Below are 19,127 nucleotides of genomic sequence, written 5' to 3' on the forward strand. Positions count from 1 at the left end.
TTCACATAAATTCGCAATAGTCTTAATCTCAACTCTATTATCGAGCTTGTCCACTTTCACACACGGCCTTTTTCAAGGCTACTTTTTCTTTTTGCCTTTTCGGGCTGCGTGACGGACCCGTTTCTTTGCCTTTACTGTCTTCATCGTCTTCATTCCAGCGGCTCCTGAACCCACCCATGTATTGGTTTGGCTATTTTCATTAATGACCTTCACTACGTTGCCGCTATTGTTTCCACCCGAACCGGAGAACGATTTGGTTACGCTTTTCGGAGAGTTGTTTGCCGTATCGCCAAAGTTGATATTCCCGACATTATTGGTAATGGTCACCTTGCCCACAAAAGTCGGCAAAACTCCTCCCTCCCCGTTGCGTAGTCGCTTATTCCCATCCTATTCGAACGGTTTTGCGCCCGCTTGGACGATGGTGTAGGGCATTTGTCCGATGTGATCTTGCAAAAAAAATCTCCCCGTGTAGACAATTCTACGCGAGGAGAAAGACATTTTATTGCGCGGTATAACCGCCATCGACCAGCAAGCTTGTCCCTGTGACGAAGGAAGCATCGTCGCTGGCAAGGAACAGAACAGCCTTGGCGACTTCTTCTGGTTTGCCCAAGCGTCCCATTGGATGCAACCCAATCAGGTGCTCATTCAAAGCTTCATTGCGCCCAGCAATCAAGGGTGTATCGATGTAGCCCGGGCAGACCGCATTGACACGTATCCCTTGCTTGGCATACGTCAGTCCCAGTGTCTGGGTCAGGAGCTTCACGCCACCTTTGGCGGAAGAGTATGCTGTCACGCCCGCTTTTCCGGCATGGCTATGAATCGAGCCGCAGTTGACAATCGCGCCGCCAGTCCCTTGCGCTAGCATTTGCTCGATGACGTATTTATCACACAAGAACACGCCGGTCAGATTGATATCAATCGTTCTTTGCCAATCATCCACGCTCAACAGATGACCAGGTGCGTCTTTCGCGATACCTGCGTTGGCAAACAAAATGTCTACCTTTCCGTACTTTTCTACAGTGGCGCTCACCATGTTTTTCACTTCTGTTTCTTTCGTTACGTCTGTTTTCACGAACAACGCGTCGAAGCCCGCTTGCTTCAGCTCTTCCGCCAATTCAGTTCCATGTGGGGAAAAGTCTGCAATCACTATTTTCGCCCCTTCTTTTGCGAAGAGACGGACAGTCGTTTCTCCGATTCCGCTTGCTCCACCTGTTACGATCGCTACTTTATTTTCCAATCTCATGGATAACTCCTCCTGTTTTCGAAAATGGTATTTGTACCGTTTTATCGCGCTGTTGCGCCGCCATCGATGACGAATTCCGCCCCGGTGACATGGGAAGATTCGTCAGAAGCAAGGAACAGCACCATATTGGCTACATCCTCGACAGTTCCAAGTCGACCTGTTGGAGTCGCCTGTGCCAACTCTGCTTTAGAATGCTTTGTCGTTTCCGAAGCATAGGACACCATGTTTGTATCGATATAGCCAGGGTGAATCGAGTTCACACGCACACCTTGTGCCGCGTACTCCATAGCTGCATCCTTGGTCATGATGCGAACCGCTCCCTTGCTCGCTCCGTACAAGACGTGACCCGGCGCACCAAAAAGCCCGGCGATGGAAGAAGCATTGATAACAGAACCACCTTGTTGTTTTGCCATGAGTGGCATCACATGCTTCATTCCCAAAAAGACACCCGTTACGTTAATCGCCATGAGACGATTCCATTCTTCAACGGTAATCTCCGCCAACTGTTTAATGATATAAATGCCTGCGTTGTTGAACAGGATATCTACTTTCTCGTATTGTTCTACGGTGGTTGTCACTACTTGCTACCATTGCTCTTCACGGCTTACATCATGCGCAATCGCGATGGCTTCTCCACCGGCATCCTTGATTTCGGCTACCGTCTGGGAGGCACTTTCCAGATTGATATCCGTAACGACTACCTTGGCACCTTCCTTGGCGAAACGAATCGCCGTTGTTTTCCCGATTCCTGTTCCGCCACCGGAAATGATCGCTACTTTCCCTTCGAGTCTCGCCACGGTAAACGCCTCCATTGATGATGTCTCTTGTACCTGATCTCTTGCCTTGCTTTCATTATAGGACTCTTTTATATTTAAAAATATGTAAACATACTTACCCTTCCTTAAGCATGACTAAAGGATGTGCTGTTACCAAATGCATCTGGAACAACTGGAATATATCGTAGAAATAGCAAAGGCAGGCTCCTTGACCAAAGCCGCTCAGAACAAGCATGTCACACTCTCCGCTATCAGCCAGTCGCTCTCGAGTCTGGAAGCAGAGCTGGGCGTTACTCTGTTTACACGTTCGCGTCTTGGTGCAGTACCGACCCCTGAAGGGCGCATTATCATCAAAAAAGCGTTTGAAGCCTTGGGAAAGATCCAGGAAATTTGGGAGGAAGCACAAAACTATACGAACACGTTGAGTGGAGAGCTGCGACTGGCGACCATTCCCGGTCCCATGAATCTTCTGGTCGATGCCGTCGCGAGCTTTAAAAAAGATTATCCTTACATCCGTACCGAAATTGCAGAAAAAGGCACACAGGAAATATTAGAGGACATTCTTCAGGACAAGCTGGACATTGGTCTGGTCATTATCCATGAGAACCTGCTCAAAAAGAGCGAAGGCCTCGGATTAGTGTTCGAACCGTTACTAGAGGGAAAAATGGTTGTAGGTGTAGGCAAAAACTCGCCACTTGCCTATCAGGATTCCGTCACACCTGAAGAGCTTCGCAAGCAATCCTTCGTCCTGTACAACGACGACTACGTCAAATGGTTCGTAGAGGATTTTGCCGCGACTTATGGTCCCGTCGACATTTTGTTTACGTCGAACAACACAGAAGCGCTCCGCAATGCAATCCGGCAAAATCTCGCGGTAACCATCGGACTGGACTACTCTTTTGTTCATGAACCTCATTTGCAGGACTCCGATTCAAGTACGCTTGATTTGGATATTCCTTATCAACAACCCGTCTATTATGGGTGGGTTCGCTCGGAGGAACGGCATTATTCCCGTATTTCCATGAATTTCATCAATCGACTCCAATACGATTTGAAAAGCAAGAAATACCCACTCACTCCTTAGCAGAAAAAAGGCTGCCGCTTCATTTTCGCGGACAGCCTTTCTCAAATCGTTCTTACTGCGCTGGAGCAAAGAAGGTTTGTTTATCGTTCCCGTTCATAATCAGCGCTGATCTGGCCTTCACCACTTGCCCCTCGTACGTGAAATCTTGCTCAGAGAAATTGACGATCACTTGCAGATCATCCCCGTAAACCGACTTCTGCACGAGCCTGTCTTCGGACAACACGCGATAATCCGTCATTTCCTGTTGCACAGCTTTTTTATGGAAAGGAGACCATACCTTCAAATAGTTCGTGATCAATGATTGATTTGCATCCCACATGTTTTTATCCAAATGATAGAGCGGCGGTACATTGTAAAGCAGCTCCTTGAGCATACGAGTGCCGACTTCCCCCTTGATCTTCAGGCTGCTCCACTCCCAATGATGGCTCGTGATTACCGCGTTATTGTACACCAGCTTGTACAGTGGCAACGAATAGGCAGGATCAATGTATACATGACGATACTCTTCCTTGATCGGAACCTGTTTGGCGTATCGTTCTGGGATCTCTCCCGCCGGGGACCAGTAGCCTCCTACATAATACGGGCTTTGCTTGTTTTTTCGCATGTCCGAATCTGCCCACTTGATGACAGGCGTCTCAATGCCATGGGCAAAGGCGATACTCCGGCTGGCAAAGTCATTTCCAGTCTCAGACCCGATGACCAATTTCTTTTCATCGCGAATGTAGTCCATACGCGCAAGCTTCGCCTTCATATCCTCTGCCTCAGTCGTCGTGTGCTGCGGCGAATAATCATCGTTGAAATCCCCTGCTGCATCCACGTCAATAAACCACGAATTAAAAGCGACATCGTTACTCATAATGTCATCCATGCGCTGTTTGACACTTGGCAGTGAGAGCGTTGGATTCAGCAATCTCCCCTGCTGGAGAAAACCAGCTTTTTTCTCTCCATTTTTCTTCGAGATCGTCGCGTTCTCATACAAGCTCTTATCCTTGAAAATAGCCGTATTCCAATCCGGATTTTCCTCCTGATGAATCGAGTGGTAGGAATCGTAGCTGGCGATCAAATAGCCTGTCTCATTCGCCTCTTGAATGAATGCTGGCTTCATGTAGGCAGCCGTCCAATCCGGCAAACCGATCCATGCCTGATCAATCCCAGCCGCTTTCATTTCTTTCAAGAGATCAGTAGAGTCGACATTCCCCCATTGTTCCACAGGTGGAACAACATCCTGCAGCACACTTTTCAGCAGCCTTTTATTCAAGTCGTACAGCTGTGATTCCGTCAACGAGTCGATCCCTTTTCCAAACGATTTTTTTACCTCTTCATCGACATGTGGAAATCGCTGCGGATTGTAAAACTCACGGGAACGCAAAGCGTCATTCAACCCGCTGAGTATCGCTTTCTTTTGATAATCTGCGACGTAATCCTGCTTCTGAATCTCGCGGAATTGCTGGATGCTCTCTTTTCCGTCCACTCCATTGGAAGCCAAGATTTTCTCAAGTGCCCCGATGAAGTTCTCGTTCAGTTTCGTTTTCAGCGCATTCCATTTCACATCGTTGACCGATAAGAAGCTCTTATTCCACAAGTAAAAATGAGGAGCACCGTAAAGCTTTTCGATATTCGGATTGGCTTTGGCTTTTTCAGCCAGGGTTAGCAGTTCTCCCTGCTCCTTGACATATTGCTTGTAAACATCTGCTACGCTAACCGGATCGTTGTCTGTGACGTACAAGCGGAACCCGTAGGTCTTGTCCCGATTAATCGTCGGGAACTCGTGCGAAAACGTAAACGCAATCGTTGGATCAACGGCAAAATCGACAGTGTTGTTAAACAAATTGTCCACGACGTACATCAGCGCATACTTGCTCTTGTTCACAGCAAAAAAGCGCATGGAAAAAGACTCCGCAAAGCTAAGACTCTCTTCTTTTAAAAATGACTGCCACTTGCTGTCATCCGCAGGAATCCATTTTCCTTCTCCCAAGGGCACCATGTAGCTTGCTCCTTTTACTGTCGGCCAGGAAAAGCTCTCTGTTCCTGTGGAAGTCAGGGTGATTTGCAAATGATCCTCTTTCTTTGTGATCGAGACATCCAGCTGATCGTCCGGATAGCTCCAGGCAATCTCTTGTTCACCTTTCCGTACATTCATTACCTTGCGCGCAGGCATCGGCTCCGAAGCACTTTCCTTCACACCGTCTCTCTCGACAAATACTTCGAACGTCTCCGGCTTCACATCAAAAGTAAAATCTGCATGCTGCTTTGGCTGCACCTGCTCGATAGCAAGGTTGTTCTCACAACCGACGACTACTTGGAGCATCAGTACAAATACCAGTAGTAAAATCCCTGTTTGTTTCATGAAATCCCCCTAAATCGAATCACTATATATATCGTATCACGATGTTTTTGTGTAAAAAAAGCCAAAGCCTTTGCCAAGGCCGCCTCACATTGTGCGACCTCGCTAAACCAGAAGGCTTTTTCGACTCTGATTCTGTTGTTACGACGTTGTAGACAAATCATCATCGTATGGGATGCTTTTCCGTCGCCTGTAGATGAGAGCCGCTCCTAATCGGAACATTCCGTAGCCAATGAGTCCTCCGAGTACGTTTAGCAGCAGATCATCGACATCAAAACTGCCTAACGATAACAATAGTTGCAGAGTTTCAATGATGAGACTGACAAAGAGCGTGAGAAAAAATACGCGATGAATGTTTTGAAATCTAAGGAAAAGCAGTGGTACCAGCAACCCAAGCGGCACGAACAAGATGACATTTCCAGCCAGATTGAACACCAATATATCAACGTTGTATTTGTCATAACGGTATACGTAATCCACCAATGTATGAAATAGGTTCGTGTTTAGAAACGGCTGACTGTACTGCGGAGCGCCATATGCAAGCATCCTTTCCTTCCATTCAACCATAAAAGCTCTGCTTTCCCATCGCTCAGGCGACAACAACAAGTAATAGCTGAGGACGGCTACATACATACAGAATAAGCTCATGACCCATTTGCGGAAATATTTATCAATGAGCGGCATGGATTCAGACAGTTGCCGACTGATTGCTCCCGTAGGCCCGAATCGTTGAAGGGTCAAAGATACTGCTTCCTTTTCTTCATAGCCTTCTTCAACGAGCTCACTTTTCATGCTGTTCAAATGATCCATCAGCTCATCTTTGACATCCCGCTTTTCCCATTTCGAGCACGGCAAGCGACTGACAACCTGCTCTGCATATTCTTCGAGCTTCATTCGTTTACTCACTTCCCTTATTGCACAGCATAATGAGTCGGCTTAAGCTCTGCCAATCCTTCATCTTGTCTTGAAGAAGGCCCTGGCCGGTCTTGGTAATCCGATAATATTTGCGGCGTCCGCCTTCATTGGCTTCCCCCCAGTAAGACTCCACTGCCTTTTGCGTCTCCAGTCGCTTTAGGGCAGGGTATAGTGTGCCTTCACCGATTTCATACAGCTCATCGCTTTTATCGCGAATCTTCTTGGCCAACTCATAGCCGTACTGATCTTTCTGTGCGATTAGCGAAAGAAGCAATAGATCAATGCTTCCTTTCAACAACTCCTTGTTCATAAAAGCATCTCCTTCCCGTGACATGCCTAGAGATTATCACACTATACCTCGTGATACAAGGTAATTTAAAAAAGAAATTCGCGGAATACCTTTTTGGTTCTATGTAATTATTGACAATAATAAAATAGGTAATATAGACTATATTCGACAACGTTTTTCATGAGATTACATACTTTCGGATGATCGTTTTTTCTATACGCATCCAGATGATAGGCCCATAGAACGAAGCAAAAAGAAGATTTTCACTTTTTTGGAGCGGGTTACTTTCAATTCGTGACTTCATTCTCTCTAACAGGAGGCACTTACATGCTTGCCGACTTTTCGATGATCGTTCTGAATACGGTTCTCTTAGCCTATTTTGCAATCGGTGTGCTATTTTTGTATTCCGAATCCAAATTTTTGCGTAAAATGAAGACTCGTAGAAATAGATAAGCCGATTTTTAGATAAAGGAGTTTGCAGATACATTGAGATCTTTTTTTCGCCAATTTCTGCCACGTCAGAATCACCCCCAAGAAATTACCTACAAGGAACTGGATTCGAAATTGATCAAAGCTGCTCGGTACGATCTGGCTGCAAGCCACCTCTACATCCGTTTTCACGATGGACGCGAGCTCGTTTACTGTCGGGTCACTCCTTACGCCTACAATGCGTTTTTAAATGCTGACTCGTTCAGCGATCATTTTCATTCGTTCATCAGCCAACGGTACTTGAACTACCAGGTGATGTAGCCTGTCTATACAAAATGCCCTCAGTCTGTCTTCTCGACACTGAGGGCATTTATTGTTGATCATACTATTTTAAAGCGCGATGCAAAAAGGATTTGGTCCGCTCAAATTTAGCGTTTGTAAACAATTGCTCAGGTGTCCCCGACTCTACGAATTCCCCTTTGTCCATAAACATGATTTGGTTTGCCACCTCGCGTGCGAATCCCATCTCATGCGTCACCACCATCATCGTCATATGCTCCTGGGCAAGCTGCTTGATGACTTGCAGGACCTCGCCCGTCAGTTCGGGATCGAGAGCAGACGTAGGCTCGTCAAACAACAAAATTTGCGGGTTCATCATCAGTGCTCTGGCGATCGCCACACGCTGCTTCTGTCCGCCTGAGAGCTTCGCCGGATACGCGTCAGCCTTATCAGACAGGCCGACCTTTTCCAAGAGCTCTGCACTCTTTCTTTGGATGTCCTGTGCCGCCTCACCTTTGACTACGCGTGGGGCGATCTCCAGATTTTCCTTCACCGTTAGATGAGGGAACAGATTAAAATGCTGAAAGACCATGCCCATTCTCGCTGTGATCTGCTTGATTTCCTGGTTGCTGGCATAAACGCCGTCCTTCACCAAATAATCATCCTGCACACGAATGCTGCCACCATTCACCTGCTCCAGATTGACCAAGCTGCGCAGCATCGTGCTTTTGCCGGAGCCAGAAGGCCCGATTACTGCCACGACTTCGTTCTTTTTCACCGAAAACGAGACATCTCGCAAAACTTCTTGATTGCCAAACGATTTCTTTAGATTCGATACTTGAATGATATCCATAATGCGCCAGCCCTTTATTCGAATTTAAACCTTTTTTCCAGCCACTTAAAGAACACTGTCAACAATAGCGTCATTAACAAATAAATGATTCCGGCAATAAAAAACGGAACGATGGTAAAGTCGCGATTCACGGCCGTCTGTGCAAAGTGAAGCAATTCTGGGACAGCAACCGCATAGAGCAGCGCTGTGTCTTTTACAAGGGTGATTGATTCATTTGCGACGGCAGGCAAAGCCACGCGAAACATTTGCGGCAAAATAATCTTGCTGGTTGTCTGCCATTTGCTAAAGCCGAGGACCTGCGCCGCCTCGTACTGTCCTTTGTCGATCGACAGCAGTCCCCCACGGAAAATCTCCGCGAAATACGCTGCGTAGTTCAGCACGAAGCCGACACATGCAGCGACGAACCGATCCATCACCAAATACTCTCCCACTACGGGCAAGAGAGGCAGCCCGAAGCAAATAAACAACAACTGCAATAGAAGAGGCGTCCCACGCATCACATACACATACGTATGCGCGCACCAGGACAGCGCCTTATTACTGCTCTTTGCCAGTAAGGTGATCAAAAAACCTAATGGAATGGAAAGCAGAATGGCGATGATAAACAACAGCACCGTCATCTGTGCCCCTTCTAGCATGGGCTTCGTAATGGAGAGAATGTAGTCTACGCTCATCTTGGTATGCTCCTAATCCTGAAAATAAAAGCGTGGCTTCGCCAATCAAGCGGCGAAGCCATCGCTATTCTTCTTATTTCAATACACGATTTTCGCCAAACCATTTTTCCGATATTTTTGCAGCTGTACCATCCTGATTCAACGCATCCAGTGCCTTTTGCAGCTCATTCAGCAATGCCTCGTTGCCTTTTTTGACGCCTATTCCATATTCCTCAGGGGACAGCGATTCTTCCAACTCTTTAAATGTTCCCGGCTCTTTTGTCATATAGTAATCGGCCACAACCTGGTCGATGACGACTGCTTCTACACGACCAATTTTCAAATCACTCAGTGCCAGCACGTTATCAGGGAACTCGGTAATCGATGTGACCTGATTTTTGATATCACTCGCATTAATCGCGTCAGCTGCGGAAGACAGCTTTTGCAAACCAATTGCTTTACCGGCCAAGTCTGACAGCTTGGTCAAGTTGCTATTTGCCATGGTGACCACTACTTGTGCGTTTTTCAGATAAGGCTTGGTAAAGAGAACCTTCCCTTTTCGCTCATCTGTAATCGTATATCCATTCCAGATTAAATCAATACGACCGCTGTTTAGTTCAGACTCTTTTGCACTCCAATCGATTGGTTGAAACTCGACTTGTTTCCCCATTTTTTCGCCGGCTGCACGCGCATAATCAATATCAAAACCAACTAGTTCATTTTTCTCATCCCGGAATCCCATTGGTGCGAACTTATCATCAATTCCGATAATCAGCTTGTTCGCGTCAGCGCCAGTGTTTGCGCTGGAACAGCCCACTACCAATGAAACCATCGCACTCAACAACAATGACATCCATGCTATTTTCTTCATCGTGATGATCCCCCTCGTTTCCCTACTCTATGTTTTACTCTGATAAAGTGGTAATACGTTAACAAGGTATCATGATAGCACATTAGCAAAGAATAGTCGATACTTTAGTAAACAAAAGCACCCTAGAAATATACGCCAAATGATTGAGAAAAATGCCCGACTAGCAAATGCACGTCTTTTTCTTTTTTCCGACACTCCCTCGTTCCTCTATCTTTTTGATATACTCCGTAGCCAACGGAACCTTGCACGCTGTCTGTCCGACGTCCACATGTACTTTGCCAATCGCTGCTGCCACTTCCAGCGCTTCCTGATGAAGTTCCCGTACATATGCGCCTACTGAAATAACGAATTGATTCATGGTGTACCGTACGCGATTCTGTTCCTGATGAATTGTCTCCTTCACTCTCATGAGGAGCCGTTTGATTTCTTCCTTATCTAGTTGTTCATCAGGAGTAATCGACAAGTAGTTCGAATACGTGTTCCACCCACATGTGGCTTCCATTTCTTCTTTAGACTCGATCCATTCTCGTGCCAACTCCATGGCAAAATGGCTCTCAGCGGCTACACTCGCAACCGTATATTCGGCGGGCGCGTACCAAGACGCTTTCTGGACCCAAGCCTGCAGCCGCTCTTTTGTCATGCTCTTTGGGTCAACTGACAATCCGGCCAAGTACATGGCGTCGTAGTTTCCCGTATCGTACAGCGCCTGGACGAGCTGCTGATCATGCTTTACCTCCTTGACCAGCTTTTTCATATCGCCGACTCGCACGCCAAACAAAGGCTCTTTTGCCCCATGCCGCAAAAGCGTTTTTTTCGTCTGTTCTGTCCCCATCGCTTCGAGCTTCTGCATGACTTCTTCCAGCGTCATCTTGCCGCCCTCCCTTTTCTTCTATTAATAGGATAACCAGCAGCCCTACCCCCAACACGAAAAAACCCTCCTCATTCAAAGGAGAGCTTTTTCGTGTCGGAGCTTGACGCTCTTTTCTTATCCTACGCCTGATTGCGAACTTTGATATACGAAACATTTCTTACGTTGATGACAACATCATCATACTGGAGCCATCCGTTGTTTTGGTTAGCGACCATTTGAATGATCTCTTCCGGTTCCGTCGATTCGATGCTAATCGTTTCACCGCCTCCGGAAAAGTAAAATTGAATCACCTTTACTTCCTTCATAAAATCCCCTCCTATTCCTTCTAGTTATCGGATGGTTGGAAAATTTTCGTTATGGGTGATTTTTATGTATACTTTTACCATTACTGCGAAAAGGAGTTTGTTGAAATGCAGATTCGGTACACACGAGAAAAGGAGCAAGTAAAGCCTCACTCATCCCTGACAATGTATTAACACTCCTTCATGCTGGAGAATTAGAAAGCGTCAATTTGACTGAATGGCAGGCTGTTGATCATATGCATTTGTTACGAATCGTTCTGCCTCATGTTACGTTAGGTGCGTATGTCCCTCAACTTGTTGGTCAATTAGAAGAGACCGGATCAACGAGCGGAATGAAAGCTATCCGTCTGATTGGACAAGAACTGCTTGCGATCTTACACAAATCGGGTGAACCCACAGCTACGTCTTCTGTTTTCCTATCGTTGGCCAACCACAAGTCAGACAGTGTACGTTGCTGGAGTGCCTATATTATCGGCCTGGACAACACCTTATCTTTAGAAGAAAAACTAGCCCAAATAAGAAAATTCGCGGCTGATCATCATTTTGGGGTGAGAGAGATCGCATGGATGGCGATTCGAGATTCTCTCTTGCATGATCTGAACCATTCCATTCAACTCCTGAGTGAATGGGTACTTGATACCGACCAAAATATTCGCCGTTTTGCGGTAGAAGCCACACGCCCGCGTGGTGTCTGGTGTAAGCATATTGACGCATTGAAGAATGAGCCCGCTCGCTGCCTGCCTTTGCTCACACCAGTGAAGTCGGATCCAGCCAAATATGTTCAAGATTCTGTAGGGAATTGGTTGAACGATGCGAGTAAATCACAACCAGACTGGGTGACACAGCTTTGTGACGAGTGGCTAAAAACCTCTGATACAAAGGAAACAAAAAGAATTATCACCAAAGCGAAAAGAACGATCCTGAAAAGTCGCACTGAACAGAAATGATGAACCGAATCACACATTTATCCCAATTTTATTTGTTGAATTCATTATCCGAGGAAAGTTTGCGCTTAATTGATCAATTAACCTCTCTAACCCCTTTTCCCAAAAATACGTGCATTCAAACACCAGAAACTTTTTCAGAAGGCTTCTACTTCATCAAACAGGGAAAGGTACGTTTATATAAAGTAAATCGGGATGGTCGGCAGTTCACATTCGATATCCTCGGGGAAGGCAATGTGTTTGGAGAAGTGGATCTCCTCTCATTAGGTACAAGGGAGATGTATATAGAAGCCATCGAAGACTGCCTCATTTGTAGAATGAGCAAAGCAAAATTTGAAAGCTACATCATTGAACATCCGCAACTGATGATGAAGATCATGAAGATCATTAGCGATAGAATGGTTTCGATCAGCCAAGCAGCCGAAAATCTTGCCCTTCTCCCTTTACAAGATCGCATTATTTCCACGTTGGTAAAGCTTGCCGATCAATTTGGCAATCCTAACAGTTCGGCGTTTCAACAAATTGACTTACCTCTTTCCCATCAAGAAATCGCCAATTTTGTTGGGGCATCCAGGGAAGCTGTGACGGTAGCATTACGTGCTTTAGCAAGAGAAGAACTGATTCAAACAGGCTTTAAATCTATTTCTATTCAGCGGGACAGGATTTTGAAGAAAATGTAATCCAGTTTACATCTTTCGCTCAAAAAGAAAGATATCGTAAAGCCATGGCTTCTACTATTCTTTCGAAAAAGAGGGGAACGACATATGGATAAACCACATTTTCAGAGCCTGCGCGAAGAGCTAGATTTTACAACCATTCAAATAGCAGACTTCCTCACCCGTGAAGTAACAGATGCATTTACAAGATCAATCGAGGAGCTGCGGACCTCTGAACTGGCAAAGGGCTTGCCGATTGGTTCGATTGCGCCTGATTTCACGTTGAACGATCACACTGGCAAGAACATTACCTTGTCGGAAGAAATCATAAAAGGTCCTGTCGTCCTCACATTTTTCCGTGGATCATGGTGCCCCTACTGCAATTTGGAGATGCTAGCGTACCAAAAACAGCTCGATACGATAACCTCTCTGGGTGCTCAATTGTTTGCCATTAGTCCACAATCTCCTGCACACTCTCTTACTATGCAAGAGAACAATCGTCTGAGCTTCCCCGTGTTATGCGATACCAATAATCAGGTAGCAGAAAAATACAGACTCATATTCAGACTGCCTGAGTATTTACATGATACCTACCGATCATTGGATATCGATCTCAATCATTTTAATAGCGACGATTCCTGGACACTCCCCATACCGGCTACTTATATCCTCGATAACCAGGGCGTAATCCGGTCAGTATCCTTAGATCCTGACTACAAAAAGCGAATGGAGCCTACTGAAGTTATAGACATTCTGCGCACCCTAACCTAACGCCATACTCCCTACTTAATGAAGAACCAGTTGATACGGCAACTGGTTTTTCCGTACGTTCATATATTATGAACAATTAGTTACTTCTCCCTACCAAAACTTGACACAGCTAATACAAATGGCTTATATTTTGCATGATTATGTCTAGCAATTTTCGACACACTTTTACAATTTTTGCTAAAAAATGCAAAAGGCAAAGTCATCGAAAGGTGGCGACGCAAAACCACGGGTCTACAGTCTTTGACCATGATAGCCGGGTTGCCATCATCTTGAGACCATTTTTTCGATGTTGGTAGCTTCGGTTGTTCCATTTCGTTGGAACGGCCTTTTTTTGTGTTTCGTTTTTTGAAAGGAGGATGAAAGCACTTTCATTTTTGCAACAGATGGAAAAACATAACTTTTGGGACGTCAAACATACACAACACGGTAATCAGAAAATGATGGAGTGGGGAAGTTATGTACAAACTAGTAGAAACCGTACAAGAGTTAGCCAAATTTCATGAAATCAAGGAAACAGTATGGACAAGCATGGGCTTCGAGATGGAGTACGCGAAAGAAGGCTCGGCTCAGTTCCTCTTAATCGCCGAAGATGGTGAAGCAGGTGGAACATTTGAAATGACGCCCTTTTCCAAATCAAGTGCTTATATGAAATCACTTTTTCAGGATGTTGTTACAGAAGATATGAAAGTAATGGAGGTAGACAGTCTCGCTGTTCTGCCGAAATACCGAGGACAACTGGGGCAAAAAGGAATTTGCCTGATGATAGATTACGCTGAAAAGCATGGTTATACCCACGCTATCGGGGTAGCAGATCCGACCTTTTTTAAATTTATTAACACGAAGTATCAAGTAAAAGCAACTCAGACCAAAGATATCGTCTTTTACAAAGGGGCCGATGCTATTCCGACCCTTTTCCATCTAAAAGATGTCTATGACAATAAGCATGATCCGAAATATTCCTGGTACAATACGTCGTCATCCAACCAAGTAAAAGTCGAGGTAGGTGGGTAACATGGATAACATGGATAAAATTGATTTATTGAGAAGAAGAAACAATTGGGTCGTAATCGTATTCGCAAGTATTATTACGGTTGTTCAGGTCTTAAACCTCTTTCTAGGCGTTTCGTACACATTCGTTTTCACAATTCTGGGTATTTTGTATGGCGTACTGGCACCTTTTGCTTACATCTCCAATCGCCCGAGCTTCCGTGAAAAAGCAGCGCCCTTCATGAAGTTCTTTAACTTCGCCGTAATCGGGATCTTCATGTTCATCGTAGTCGGACTGGACCCGCATATGATCAATATCATGACCATTATGTTCTTCGTAGCAGTCATGGGGATTTATCAAGACCGACTCATCAATATTTTGACGATTGTATCGACATTGGGCATTGTCTCTTATTACTTCCTGACACAAAGAGAAACGATTTTCCATTCGACAAGCAATCTCGATCTGATGTACTTCCTGCTCACCTTCTGCTTTGTCTCTATCACGAGCATGATGCATGCTGTATTCAATAACAAGTTGCAAGAGGAAAGTGAGCAACAGAAGCAAGAAGCGATTGCCTCGAAGGAATCGTTGCAACGTGTTCTGGATAAGATCAATGAATCACTCACCTCTATGCAAGACTATCAAGAGAATTTGAACAAGGTAACGGACGGTGTCAATGTTCGCGCTGTCGAAACCGTCGCTTCCCTGCAAGACATCATGGAGTCCTTTACTGTCCAGACCAGCAATACAGACGAGCTGCGTCGGGAAATGAGCTCGACGAATTTGCAAGTTGAGGACATGACCCGCTCTGTCACAGAGATGCATGAGTACGTAGAATCGACCAAGGAAGCCACTAGCGAAAGTGGAAAACGCATTGGCAACATCGGTAATGACTTTGAACGATTCATCAAGGACATCCAAGGTACGAACCAGCTAATCCAAGAGCTCAATAAAGAAACCGAATCGATTGGAAAAATCATCCAAACCATTTCCGAGATTTCTGCACAGACCAATCTGTTGGCACTCAATGCCACGATTGAAGCGTCTCGCGCAGGCGAACACGGCCGAGGATTTGCTGTCGTCGCAGATGAAGTACGCAAGCTGGCAGAATCCTCCAAGCTATCGTCCGAGTCGATCTCGAGCCTGCTCATGACCATCCGCGAAAAAATGAAGCTCGTATCGGATATGATTTCCGAGTCGCAGACTTCTTTTGAGAAAAATAGCGAGGGCATTCTCGAAGTACAAGAAATGTTCACCAATGTAGACAACTACATGCAAAACTTCGCAGATAAAACGAAAAACCTGCAAGAGTTCATCGTCCATGTTCACAGCATGATTCAGGAAGTCGGCGCAAAAGTAGAAGTCAACGCAGATATTACCGACAAGAACAAAGAGAGCCTGGAAGAAGTGCTTGTGCTCGTTTCTGAGCAAAAAGACGAAGTCGTTAAGGTTTCTGGCGGCTTTGAGAAAATTGAACAGCAGATGCGTGGTCTCCATATGTAATCTTCCTGCAACCGCCTTTCACTGGCGGTTGTTTTCTTTTCTCATTTTGTAACCGAACAGGCATACAATAGAAATATTCTGATATTTACGCTTTAAAAGGAGGCACATCATTGATGGATGCAAGAATCGAAACCAAAACGATTCAGACCGATCGATTGCTCGTTTCCTACCTGACAGCAGGCGTACCGGAAGGAGAACCGCTTCTCCTCATTCACGGCAATGCATCAGCCAACCTGTTCTGGGATGATACCATTGCAGCTCTATGTGACCAGTACCGTCTGTATGCACCTGATATGCGTGGCTATGGAGCAAGTGAAGCATTGCCCATTGATGCGACACGCGGTTTGCGAGACTGGTCGGATGACCTTCATTCGTTTATTCGGGCATTGGACTTGCCAACGCCCATCCATCTTGCCGGCTGGTCGTTGGGTGGCGGGATCGCGATGCAGTTTGCCATCGATCACCCGCAGGAAGTCCGCTCTCTGATTCTCATCGCCCCCATGTCCCCTTACGGCTTTGGTGGAACCAAAGATATAGCTGGTACCCCGTGCTACAGCAGTTTCTCAGGCTCGGGTGGGGGAGCCGCCAACTCTGAGCTGGTCAAAAGGATTGCAGCCAAAGATATAGGCAATGAATCTCCCTCCAGTCCTCGCAATGTCATGAATCAGCTTTATTTCAAGCCCCCATTCCAAGTTGGCCCAGAGCAGGAAGACCGTTATGTGAACGCAATACTCTCTACGAGAATAGGAGAGGACTTTTACCCCGGTGCCTTTGAATACGTAAACGATTGGCCCAGTGTTGCTCCCGGAACGACAGGGATTACGAATGCGATTTCTCCCAAATACGTAAATTTGTCCGGTATTGTCCAGATGGAGCCGAAGTGTCCGATTTTATGGATTCGCGGTGCGGATGATGCCATTGTCTCGGATCAGTCGCTGGCTGATTTCGGTACGCTGGGCAAGCTTGGCTATGTCCCCGGATGGCCGGGGGAAGACGAATATCCCCCGCAGCCGATGGTCTCCCAAATTCGTGACGTGCTTGAACAATATCAGCGCGCTGGTGGTTCTTATCAGGAGATTGTCATGGAAAATGTGGGGCACGCTCCACACATCGAGAAAGCAGAGGAGTTTATCGAGCTCATTCGAAAAACCGTCAGGGCATGACCGTGACGGTTTTATTTTATGAAACATTGATTCCCCCAGCCTTACCTCCTTTAGGCGCATCTGGGGCGAAATTTTAGCAGAGTGAAAGGGAGAATTTTGAAAGAGATCAAGTTTGTCGCCGCAAACGTGAATATTATGCAAATCGGCTAACCCCATTCTACTTCCTATCTTCCTATGCCATTCACACAAAAGATTGCAAATAATGATTTTGCCTGATTTGCTGCTGGAACCCCCGCATTCCGGCATGAATAGATTGAAAGTGCTAGGAAATTATGAAAAAAGGAAGTGCAACAATTGGGACAAAGTTCAAGCCCAGCAAGTGAAAAGTACGATTATATCGTGATTGGCGCCGGAACTGCCGGAGGAGTAATCGCCAAGGAATTGACAGATGACAAGAAGACTTCTGTACTTGTTCTGGAAGCAGGTACAAATATGCCGAACCCAAGCGCTTCTCTAGAGGCAGCAGTGAATATGGCAGATGATAACAAACTATCCTTCATTGCTGTCTCGAAAATCGAACAAGCAATTGGACGCCAGCTTCCGCTATGGAGTGGGAGAGTAATTGGTGGAAGCTCCGAACATAATTTTATGTATGCTGTCCGCGGAAGCCGCCAGCTATATGATCAGTGGGCAAAACTCGTCGGAGATCAGTGGGGCTACGATCATCTCCGCTCCCTATTCAAAAAAAACGAAACCTATACGGGAGATACACAAAGCCCAAAAGAACGCGGTAAAAAAGGCCCTATTTTTGTCAGGCAGCAACTGATTCCGAATAGTGGGCTTATCCAAACTTTGGCTGAAGCAACCTCTCAGGTTTTGGGTATCCCCATCGTGGAAGATTACAATACAGGTATCCGAGACTGTACCTTCTATCAATCACAGTATATTCAACAAGAAGTAGATGGGAAGTTTATTCGTTCCTCCACGAGAGCCGGGTATTTAAATAACCAAATCGTGACACAGGGCAATGAATTCCAGCCAGATGAGTTCGGGATTGGAGGCAGAAAGTTAGTCATTTTCGGAAAAACAACCGTAAATAAAATTCTCTTTGCATCAAAAAAGAACGTGCAGACTGCCGTTGGGGTCGAATTCGTTCGAAACGGCGTGACACAAATCGCTTATGCGAAAAAAGGAATTATTGTCTCTGCCGGTACCTACTCCTCGGTTATCCTGCAACGATCAGGGATTGGCAGAACGACGGATTTAGCTCAAGCAGGGATAGCAACATTGGTAGAGAGTCCAAATGTCGGTCACAATCTTCAGTCGCAATACAGTATTGGCATGGGCATCGAGGTAAAAACAGACCGACTCCTTCCAGTATTTGCTGCTGACCCTGATCAGCCTGTGGCACTTGGTGCATTTAAAAAAGAAAACGGACCGAGTCGCCGCCTGCAAATATTAGGTCTTCCCGTACCGTTCTTTATCCCTGTTCAAGACGTCCTTATCAATGGTTGGCAATTTGTTCCCACAAAGGAAAGCAATATCATGAGTATTGGCCTAGCAGACTTGAACCCCAAAAGTAAAGGTACGATTACGGTTGCACATAGTGATCCGGAAGCCTATCCATCGATTAGATTCAATGTCTTTGAAAATCCTGATGACCTAAACTTTTTGGTAGACCAATATATCGAAATGTTCAAGGTGTTTACGATGGCTCGTGAACTCGATCCAGAGGGCATTTACAAAGTAGTATATCCTCCCGAGCCCCTATTCCAAGTACCGGATGAAGCAGAAAAACGAAGCTTGCTCGCTGCTTATGTGAGAGCATCTTGCAGCATTTTCGCTCACTATGGTGGGCAATGTAAAATGGGGAAAAGCATTTCCGAAGGTGTTGTGGATAGGTACCTGAATGTATTTGGCACGAAAAATCTCAAAGTCGCTGATCTATCCATCTCCCCTATTTTACCTGACGGCAACACTTCCACGGCGGCACAGATGATCGGTTTGAATGCGGCCCGGATTATTCGCGAAGAAGCGGAAAAACATCGAGACGATGATGGTGACGACGATGATGATTAATTTACTCCATCCTATGTTGTAGTAGTCTGACCGTTACAATTCCCGAGGTTCTACCGCTTCCTTACAAATAACCCATGATTGCTCCCTTGCTCAATGAACCGTTGTGAATTCATTTGACATAGAATCAATCATGGGTTTGCTTTATCTACCATTCGTCCATATGTAACCAGG

Annotated in this window: 19 protein-coding genes, 1 pseudogene and 1 riboswitch; of the genes and pseudogenes, 9 read left to right on the plus strand and 11 right to left on the minus strand. The window is 45.8% G+C overall.

Annotated elements, in window-relative coordinates:
• Positions 1-78: 78 nt before the first annotated feature.
• The 3 genes and pseudogenes from M3630_RS29325 to M3630_RS29335 all read right to left on the minus strand — a co-directional run bounded on the left by M3630_RS29325 (position 79) and on the right by M3630_RS29335 (position 2,055).
• Positions 79-348 carry a spore germination protein gene (locus tag M3630_RS29325; RefSeq protein WP_251254525.1) on the minus strand — a complete coding sequence of 90 codons (270 nt, stop codon included), beginning with the start codon at positions 346-348 and terminating at the stop codon, positions 79-81.
• Positions 349-499: 151 nt separating this feature from the next.
• Positions 500-1,243: an SDR family NAD(P)-dependent oxidoreductase gene (locus tag M3630_RS29330; RefSeq protein ID WP_251254526.1), complete on the minus strand. Its 744-nt coding sequence runs from the start codon at positions 1,241-1,243 to the stop codon at positions 500-502.
• Positions 1,244-1,284: 41 nt separating this feature from the next.
• Positions 1,285-2,055: pseudogene (locus M3630_RS29335) on the minus strand (SDR family NAD(P)-dependent oxidoreductase).
• A 121-nt stretch (positions 2,056-2,176) separates the two neighbouring features.
• Here M3630_RS29335 and M3630_RS29340 point away from each other — a divergent pair.
• Positions 2,177-3,103 carry a LysR family transcriptional regulator gene (locus M3630_RS29340; RefSeq protein WP_251254527.1) on the plus strand — a complete coding sequence of 309 codons (927 nt, stop codon included), beginning with the start codon at positions 2,177-2,179 and terminating at the stop codon, positions 3,101-3,103.
• A gap of 52 nt (positions 3,104-3,155) precedes the next feature.
• Here the strand turns inward: M3630_RS29340 and M3630_RS29345 are convergent, their stop codons facing one another.
• From M3630_RS29345 to M3630_RS29355, 3 genes are all read right to left on the minus strand, one after another.
• The gene (locus M3630_RS29345) at positions 3,156-5,450 is read right to left on the minus strand and encodes a glycoside hydrolase (RefSeq protein ID WP_251254528.1); all 2,295 of its coding nucleotides are present in this window, start codon (positions 5,448-5,450) and stop codon (positions 3,156-3,158) included.
• 138 nt (positions 5,451-5,588) lie between these two features.
• The gene (locus tag M3630_RS29350) at positions 5,589-6,341 is read right to left on the minus strand and encodes a VanZ family protein (protein ID WP_251254529.1); all 753 of its coding nucleotides are present in this window, start codon (positions 6,339-6,341) and stop codon (positions 5,589-5,591) included.
• A 4-nt stretch (positions 6,342-6,345) separates the two neighbouring features.
• Positions 6,346-6,672 carry a PadR family transcriptional regulator gene (locus tag M3630_RS29355; protein ID WP_088906130.1) on the minus strand — a complete coding sequence of 109 codons (327 nt, stop codon included), beginning with the start codon at positions 6,670-6,672 and terminating at the stop codon, positions 6,346-6,348.
• Between the two features lie 465 nt (positions 6,673-7,137).
• Between M3630_RS29355 and M3630_RS29360 the strand changes: the two genes are divergently transcribed.
• Positions 7,138-7,401, plus strand: coding sequence for a KTSC domain-containing protein (locus tag M3630_RS29360; RefSeq protein WP_173609092.1), 264 nt, complete (start codon positions 7,138-7,140; stop codon positions 7,399-7,401).
• 64 nt (positions 7,402-7,465) lie between these two features.
• On the opposite strand, the gene M3630_RS29365 is transcribed toward M3630_RS29360, so the two are convergent.
• From M3630_RS29365 to M3630_RS29385, 5 genes are all read right to left on the minus strand, one after another.
• Positions 7,466-8,212 carry an amino acid ABC transporter ATP-binding protein gene (locus M3630_RS29365; RefSeq protein ID WP_217366951.1) on the minus strand — a complete coding sequence of 249 codons (747 nt, stop codon included), beginning with the start codon at positions 8,210-8,212 and terminating at the stop codon, positions 7,466-7,468.
• Positions 8,213-8,226: 14 nt separating this feature from the next.
• The gene (locus M3630_RS29370; protein WP_251254530.1) at positions 8,227-8,886 is read right to left on the minus strand and encodes an amino acid ABC transporter permease; all 660 of its coding nucleotides are present in this window, start codon (positions 8,884-8,886) and stop codon (positions 8,227-8,229) included.
• Between the two features lie 73 nt (positions 8,887-8,959).
• A complete protein-coding gene (locus tag M3630_RS29375) occupies positions 8,960-9,736 on the minus strand; it encodes an amino acid ABC transporter substrate-binding protein (RefSeq protein WP_173609094.1) in 777 nt (258 codons plus the stop codon).
• 160 nt (positions 9,737-9,896) lie between these two features.
• Entirely contained in the window at positions 9,897-10,604 is a 708-nt protein-coding gene (locus M3630_RS29380; protein WP_251254531.1) for a DNA alkylation repair protein, read from the minus strand.
• Between the two features lie 122 nt (positions 10,605-10,726).
• The gene (locus tag M3630_RS29385; protein ID WP_173609096.1) at positions 10,727-10,912 is read right to left on the minus strand and encodes a hypothetical protein; all 186 of its coding nucleotides are present in this window, start codon (positions 10,910-10,912) and stop codon (positions 10,727-10,729) included.
• A gap of 206 nt (positions 10,913-11,118) precedes the next feature.
• Here M3630_RS29385 and M3630_RS29390 point away from each other — a divergent pair, with 206 nt between their 5' ends.
• The 7 genes from M3630_RS29390 (at position 11,119) to M3630_RS29420 (ending at position 18,956) form a co-directional block, all read left to right on the plus strand.
• Complete coding sequence (locus M3630_RS29390; protein WP_251254532.1) at positions 11,119-11,856, plus strand: DNA alkylation repair protein; 738 nt, start codon at positions 11,119-11,121, stop codon at positions 11,854-11,856.
• Positions 11,856-12,533 (plus strand): Crp/Fnr family transcriptional regulator, encoded by a 678-nt coding sequence (locus M3630_RS29395; protein WP_251254548.1) that lies wholly within the window; start codon positions 11,856-11,858, stop codon positions 12,531-12,533. The genes M3630_RS29390 and M3630_RS29395 overlap by 1 nt, the downstream gene beginning before the upstream one ends.
• A gap of 84 nt (positions 12,534-12,617) precedes the next feature.
• Entirely contained in the window at positions 12,618-13,280 is a 663-nt protein-coding gene (locus M3630_RS29400; protein WP_251254533.1) for a peroxiredoxin-like family protein, read from the plus strand.
• Between the two features lie 182 nt (positions 13,281-13,462).
• A riboswitch (cyclic di-GMP riboswitch) is annotated at positions 13,463-13,546 on the plus strand.
• Positions 13,547-13,736: 190 nt separating this feature from the next.
• Positions 13,737-14,291: a GNAT family N-acetyltransferase gene (locus M3630_RS29405; protein ID WP_251254534.1), complete on the plus strand. Its 555-nt coding sequence runs from the start codon at positions 13,737-13,739 to the stop codon at positions 14,289-14,291.
• Positions 14,284-15,774, plus strand: coding sequence for a methyl-accepting chemotaxis protein (locus M3630_RS29410; RefSeq protein WP_173609100.1), 1,491 nt, complete (start codon positions 14,284-14,286; stop codon positions 15,772-15,774). Before M3630_RS29405 ends, M3630_RS29410 begins: the two co-directional genes overlap by 8 nt.
• Positions 15,775-15,887: 113 nt before the next feature.
• Positions 15,888-16,937, plus strand: coding sequence for an alpha/beta hydrolase (locus tag M3630_RS29415; protein ID WP_251254535.1), 1,050 nt, complete (start codon positions 15,888-15,890; stop codon positions 16,935-16,937).
• Between the two features lie 294 nt (positions 16,938-17,231).
• Positions 17,232-18,956 (plus strand): GMC family oxidoreductase, encoded by a 1,725-nt coding sequence (locus M3630_RS29420; RefSeq protein WP_251254536.1) that lies wholly within the window; start codon positions 17,232-17,234, stop codon positions 18,954-18,956.
• Positions 18,957-19,127: the final 171 nt, after the last annotated feature.

The sequence above is a fragment of the Brevibacillus sp. MER 51 genome (assembly GCF_023714195.1).
Lineage (GTDB): Bacteria > Bacillota > Bacilli > Brevibacillales > Brevibacillaceae > Brevibacillus.

What these genes read in the sequence shown, in the direction of transcription:
- M3630_RS29340 (WP_251254527.1), top strand. Translation starts at nt 2,177, where the DNA reads ATGCATCTGGAACAACTGGAATATATCGTAGAAATAGCAAAGGCAGGC.
- M3630_RS29365 (WP_217366951.1), bottom strand. Translation starts at nt 8,212, where the DNA reads ATGGATATCATTCAAGTATCGAATCTAAAGAAATCGTTTGGCAATCAA.
- M3630_RS29330 (WP_251254526.1), bottom strand. Translation starts at nt 1,243, where the DNA reads ATGAGATTGGAAAATAAAGTAGCGATCGTAACAGGTGGAGCAAGCGGA.
- M3630_RS29380 (WP_251254531.1), bottom strand. Translation starts at nt 10,604, where the DNA reads ATGACGCTGGAAGAAGTCATGCAGAAGCTCGAAGCGATGGGGACAGAA.
- M3630_RS29350 (WP_251254529.1), bottom strand. Translation starts at nt 6,341, where the DNA reads ATGAAGCTCGAAGAATATGCAGAGCAGGTTGTCAGTCGCTTGCCGTGC.
- M3630_RS29400 (WP_251254533.1), top strand. Translation starts at nt 12,618, where the DNA reads ATGGATAAACCACATTTTCAGAGCCTGCGCGAAGAGCTAGATTTTACA.
- M3630_RS29395 (WP_251254548.1), top strand. Translation starts at nt 11,856, where the DNA reads ATGAACCGAATCACACATTTATCCCAATTTTATTTGTTGAATTCATTA.
- M3630_RS29405 (WP_251254534.1), top strand. Translation starts at nt 13,737, where the DNA reads ATGTACAAACTAGTAGAAACCGTACAAGAGTTAGCCAAATTTCATGAA.
- M3630_RS29345 (WP_251254528.1), bottom strand. Translation starts at nt 5,450, where the DNA reads ATGAAACAAACAGGGATTTTACTACTGGTATTTGTACTGATGCTCCAA.
- M3630_RS29355 (WP_088906130.1), bottom strand. Translation starts at nt 6,672, where the DNA reads ATGAACAAGGAGTTGTTGAAAGGAAGCATTGATCTATTGCTTCTTTCG.
- M3630_RS29385 (WP_173609096.1), bottom strand. Translation starts at nt 10,912, where the DNA reads ATGAAGGAAGTAAAGGTGATTCAATTTTACTTTTCCGGAGGCGGTGAA.
- M3630_RS29415 (WP_251254535.1), top strand. Translation starts at nt 15,888, where the DNA reads ATGGATGCAAGAATCGAAACCAAAACGATTCAGACCGATCGATTGCTC.
- M3630_RS29370 (WP_251254530.1), bottom strand. Translation starts at nt 8,886, where the DNA reads ATGAGCGTAGACTACATTCTCTCCATTACGAAGCCCATGCTAGAAGGG.
- M3630_RS29375 (WP_173609094.1), bottom strand. Translation starts at nt 9,736, where the DNA reads ATGAAGAAAATAGCATGGATGTCATTGTTGTTGAGTGCGATGGTTTCA.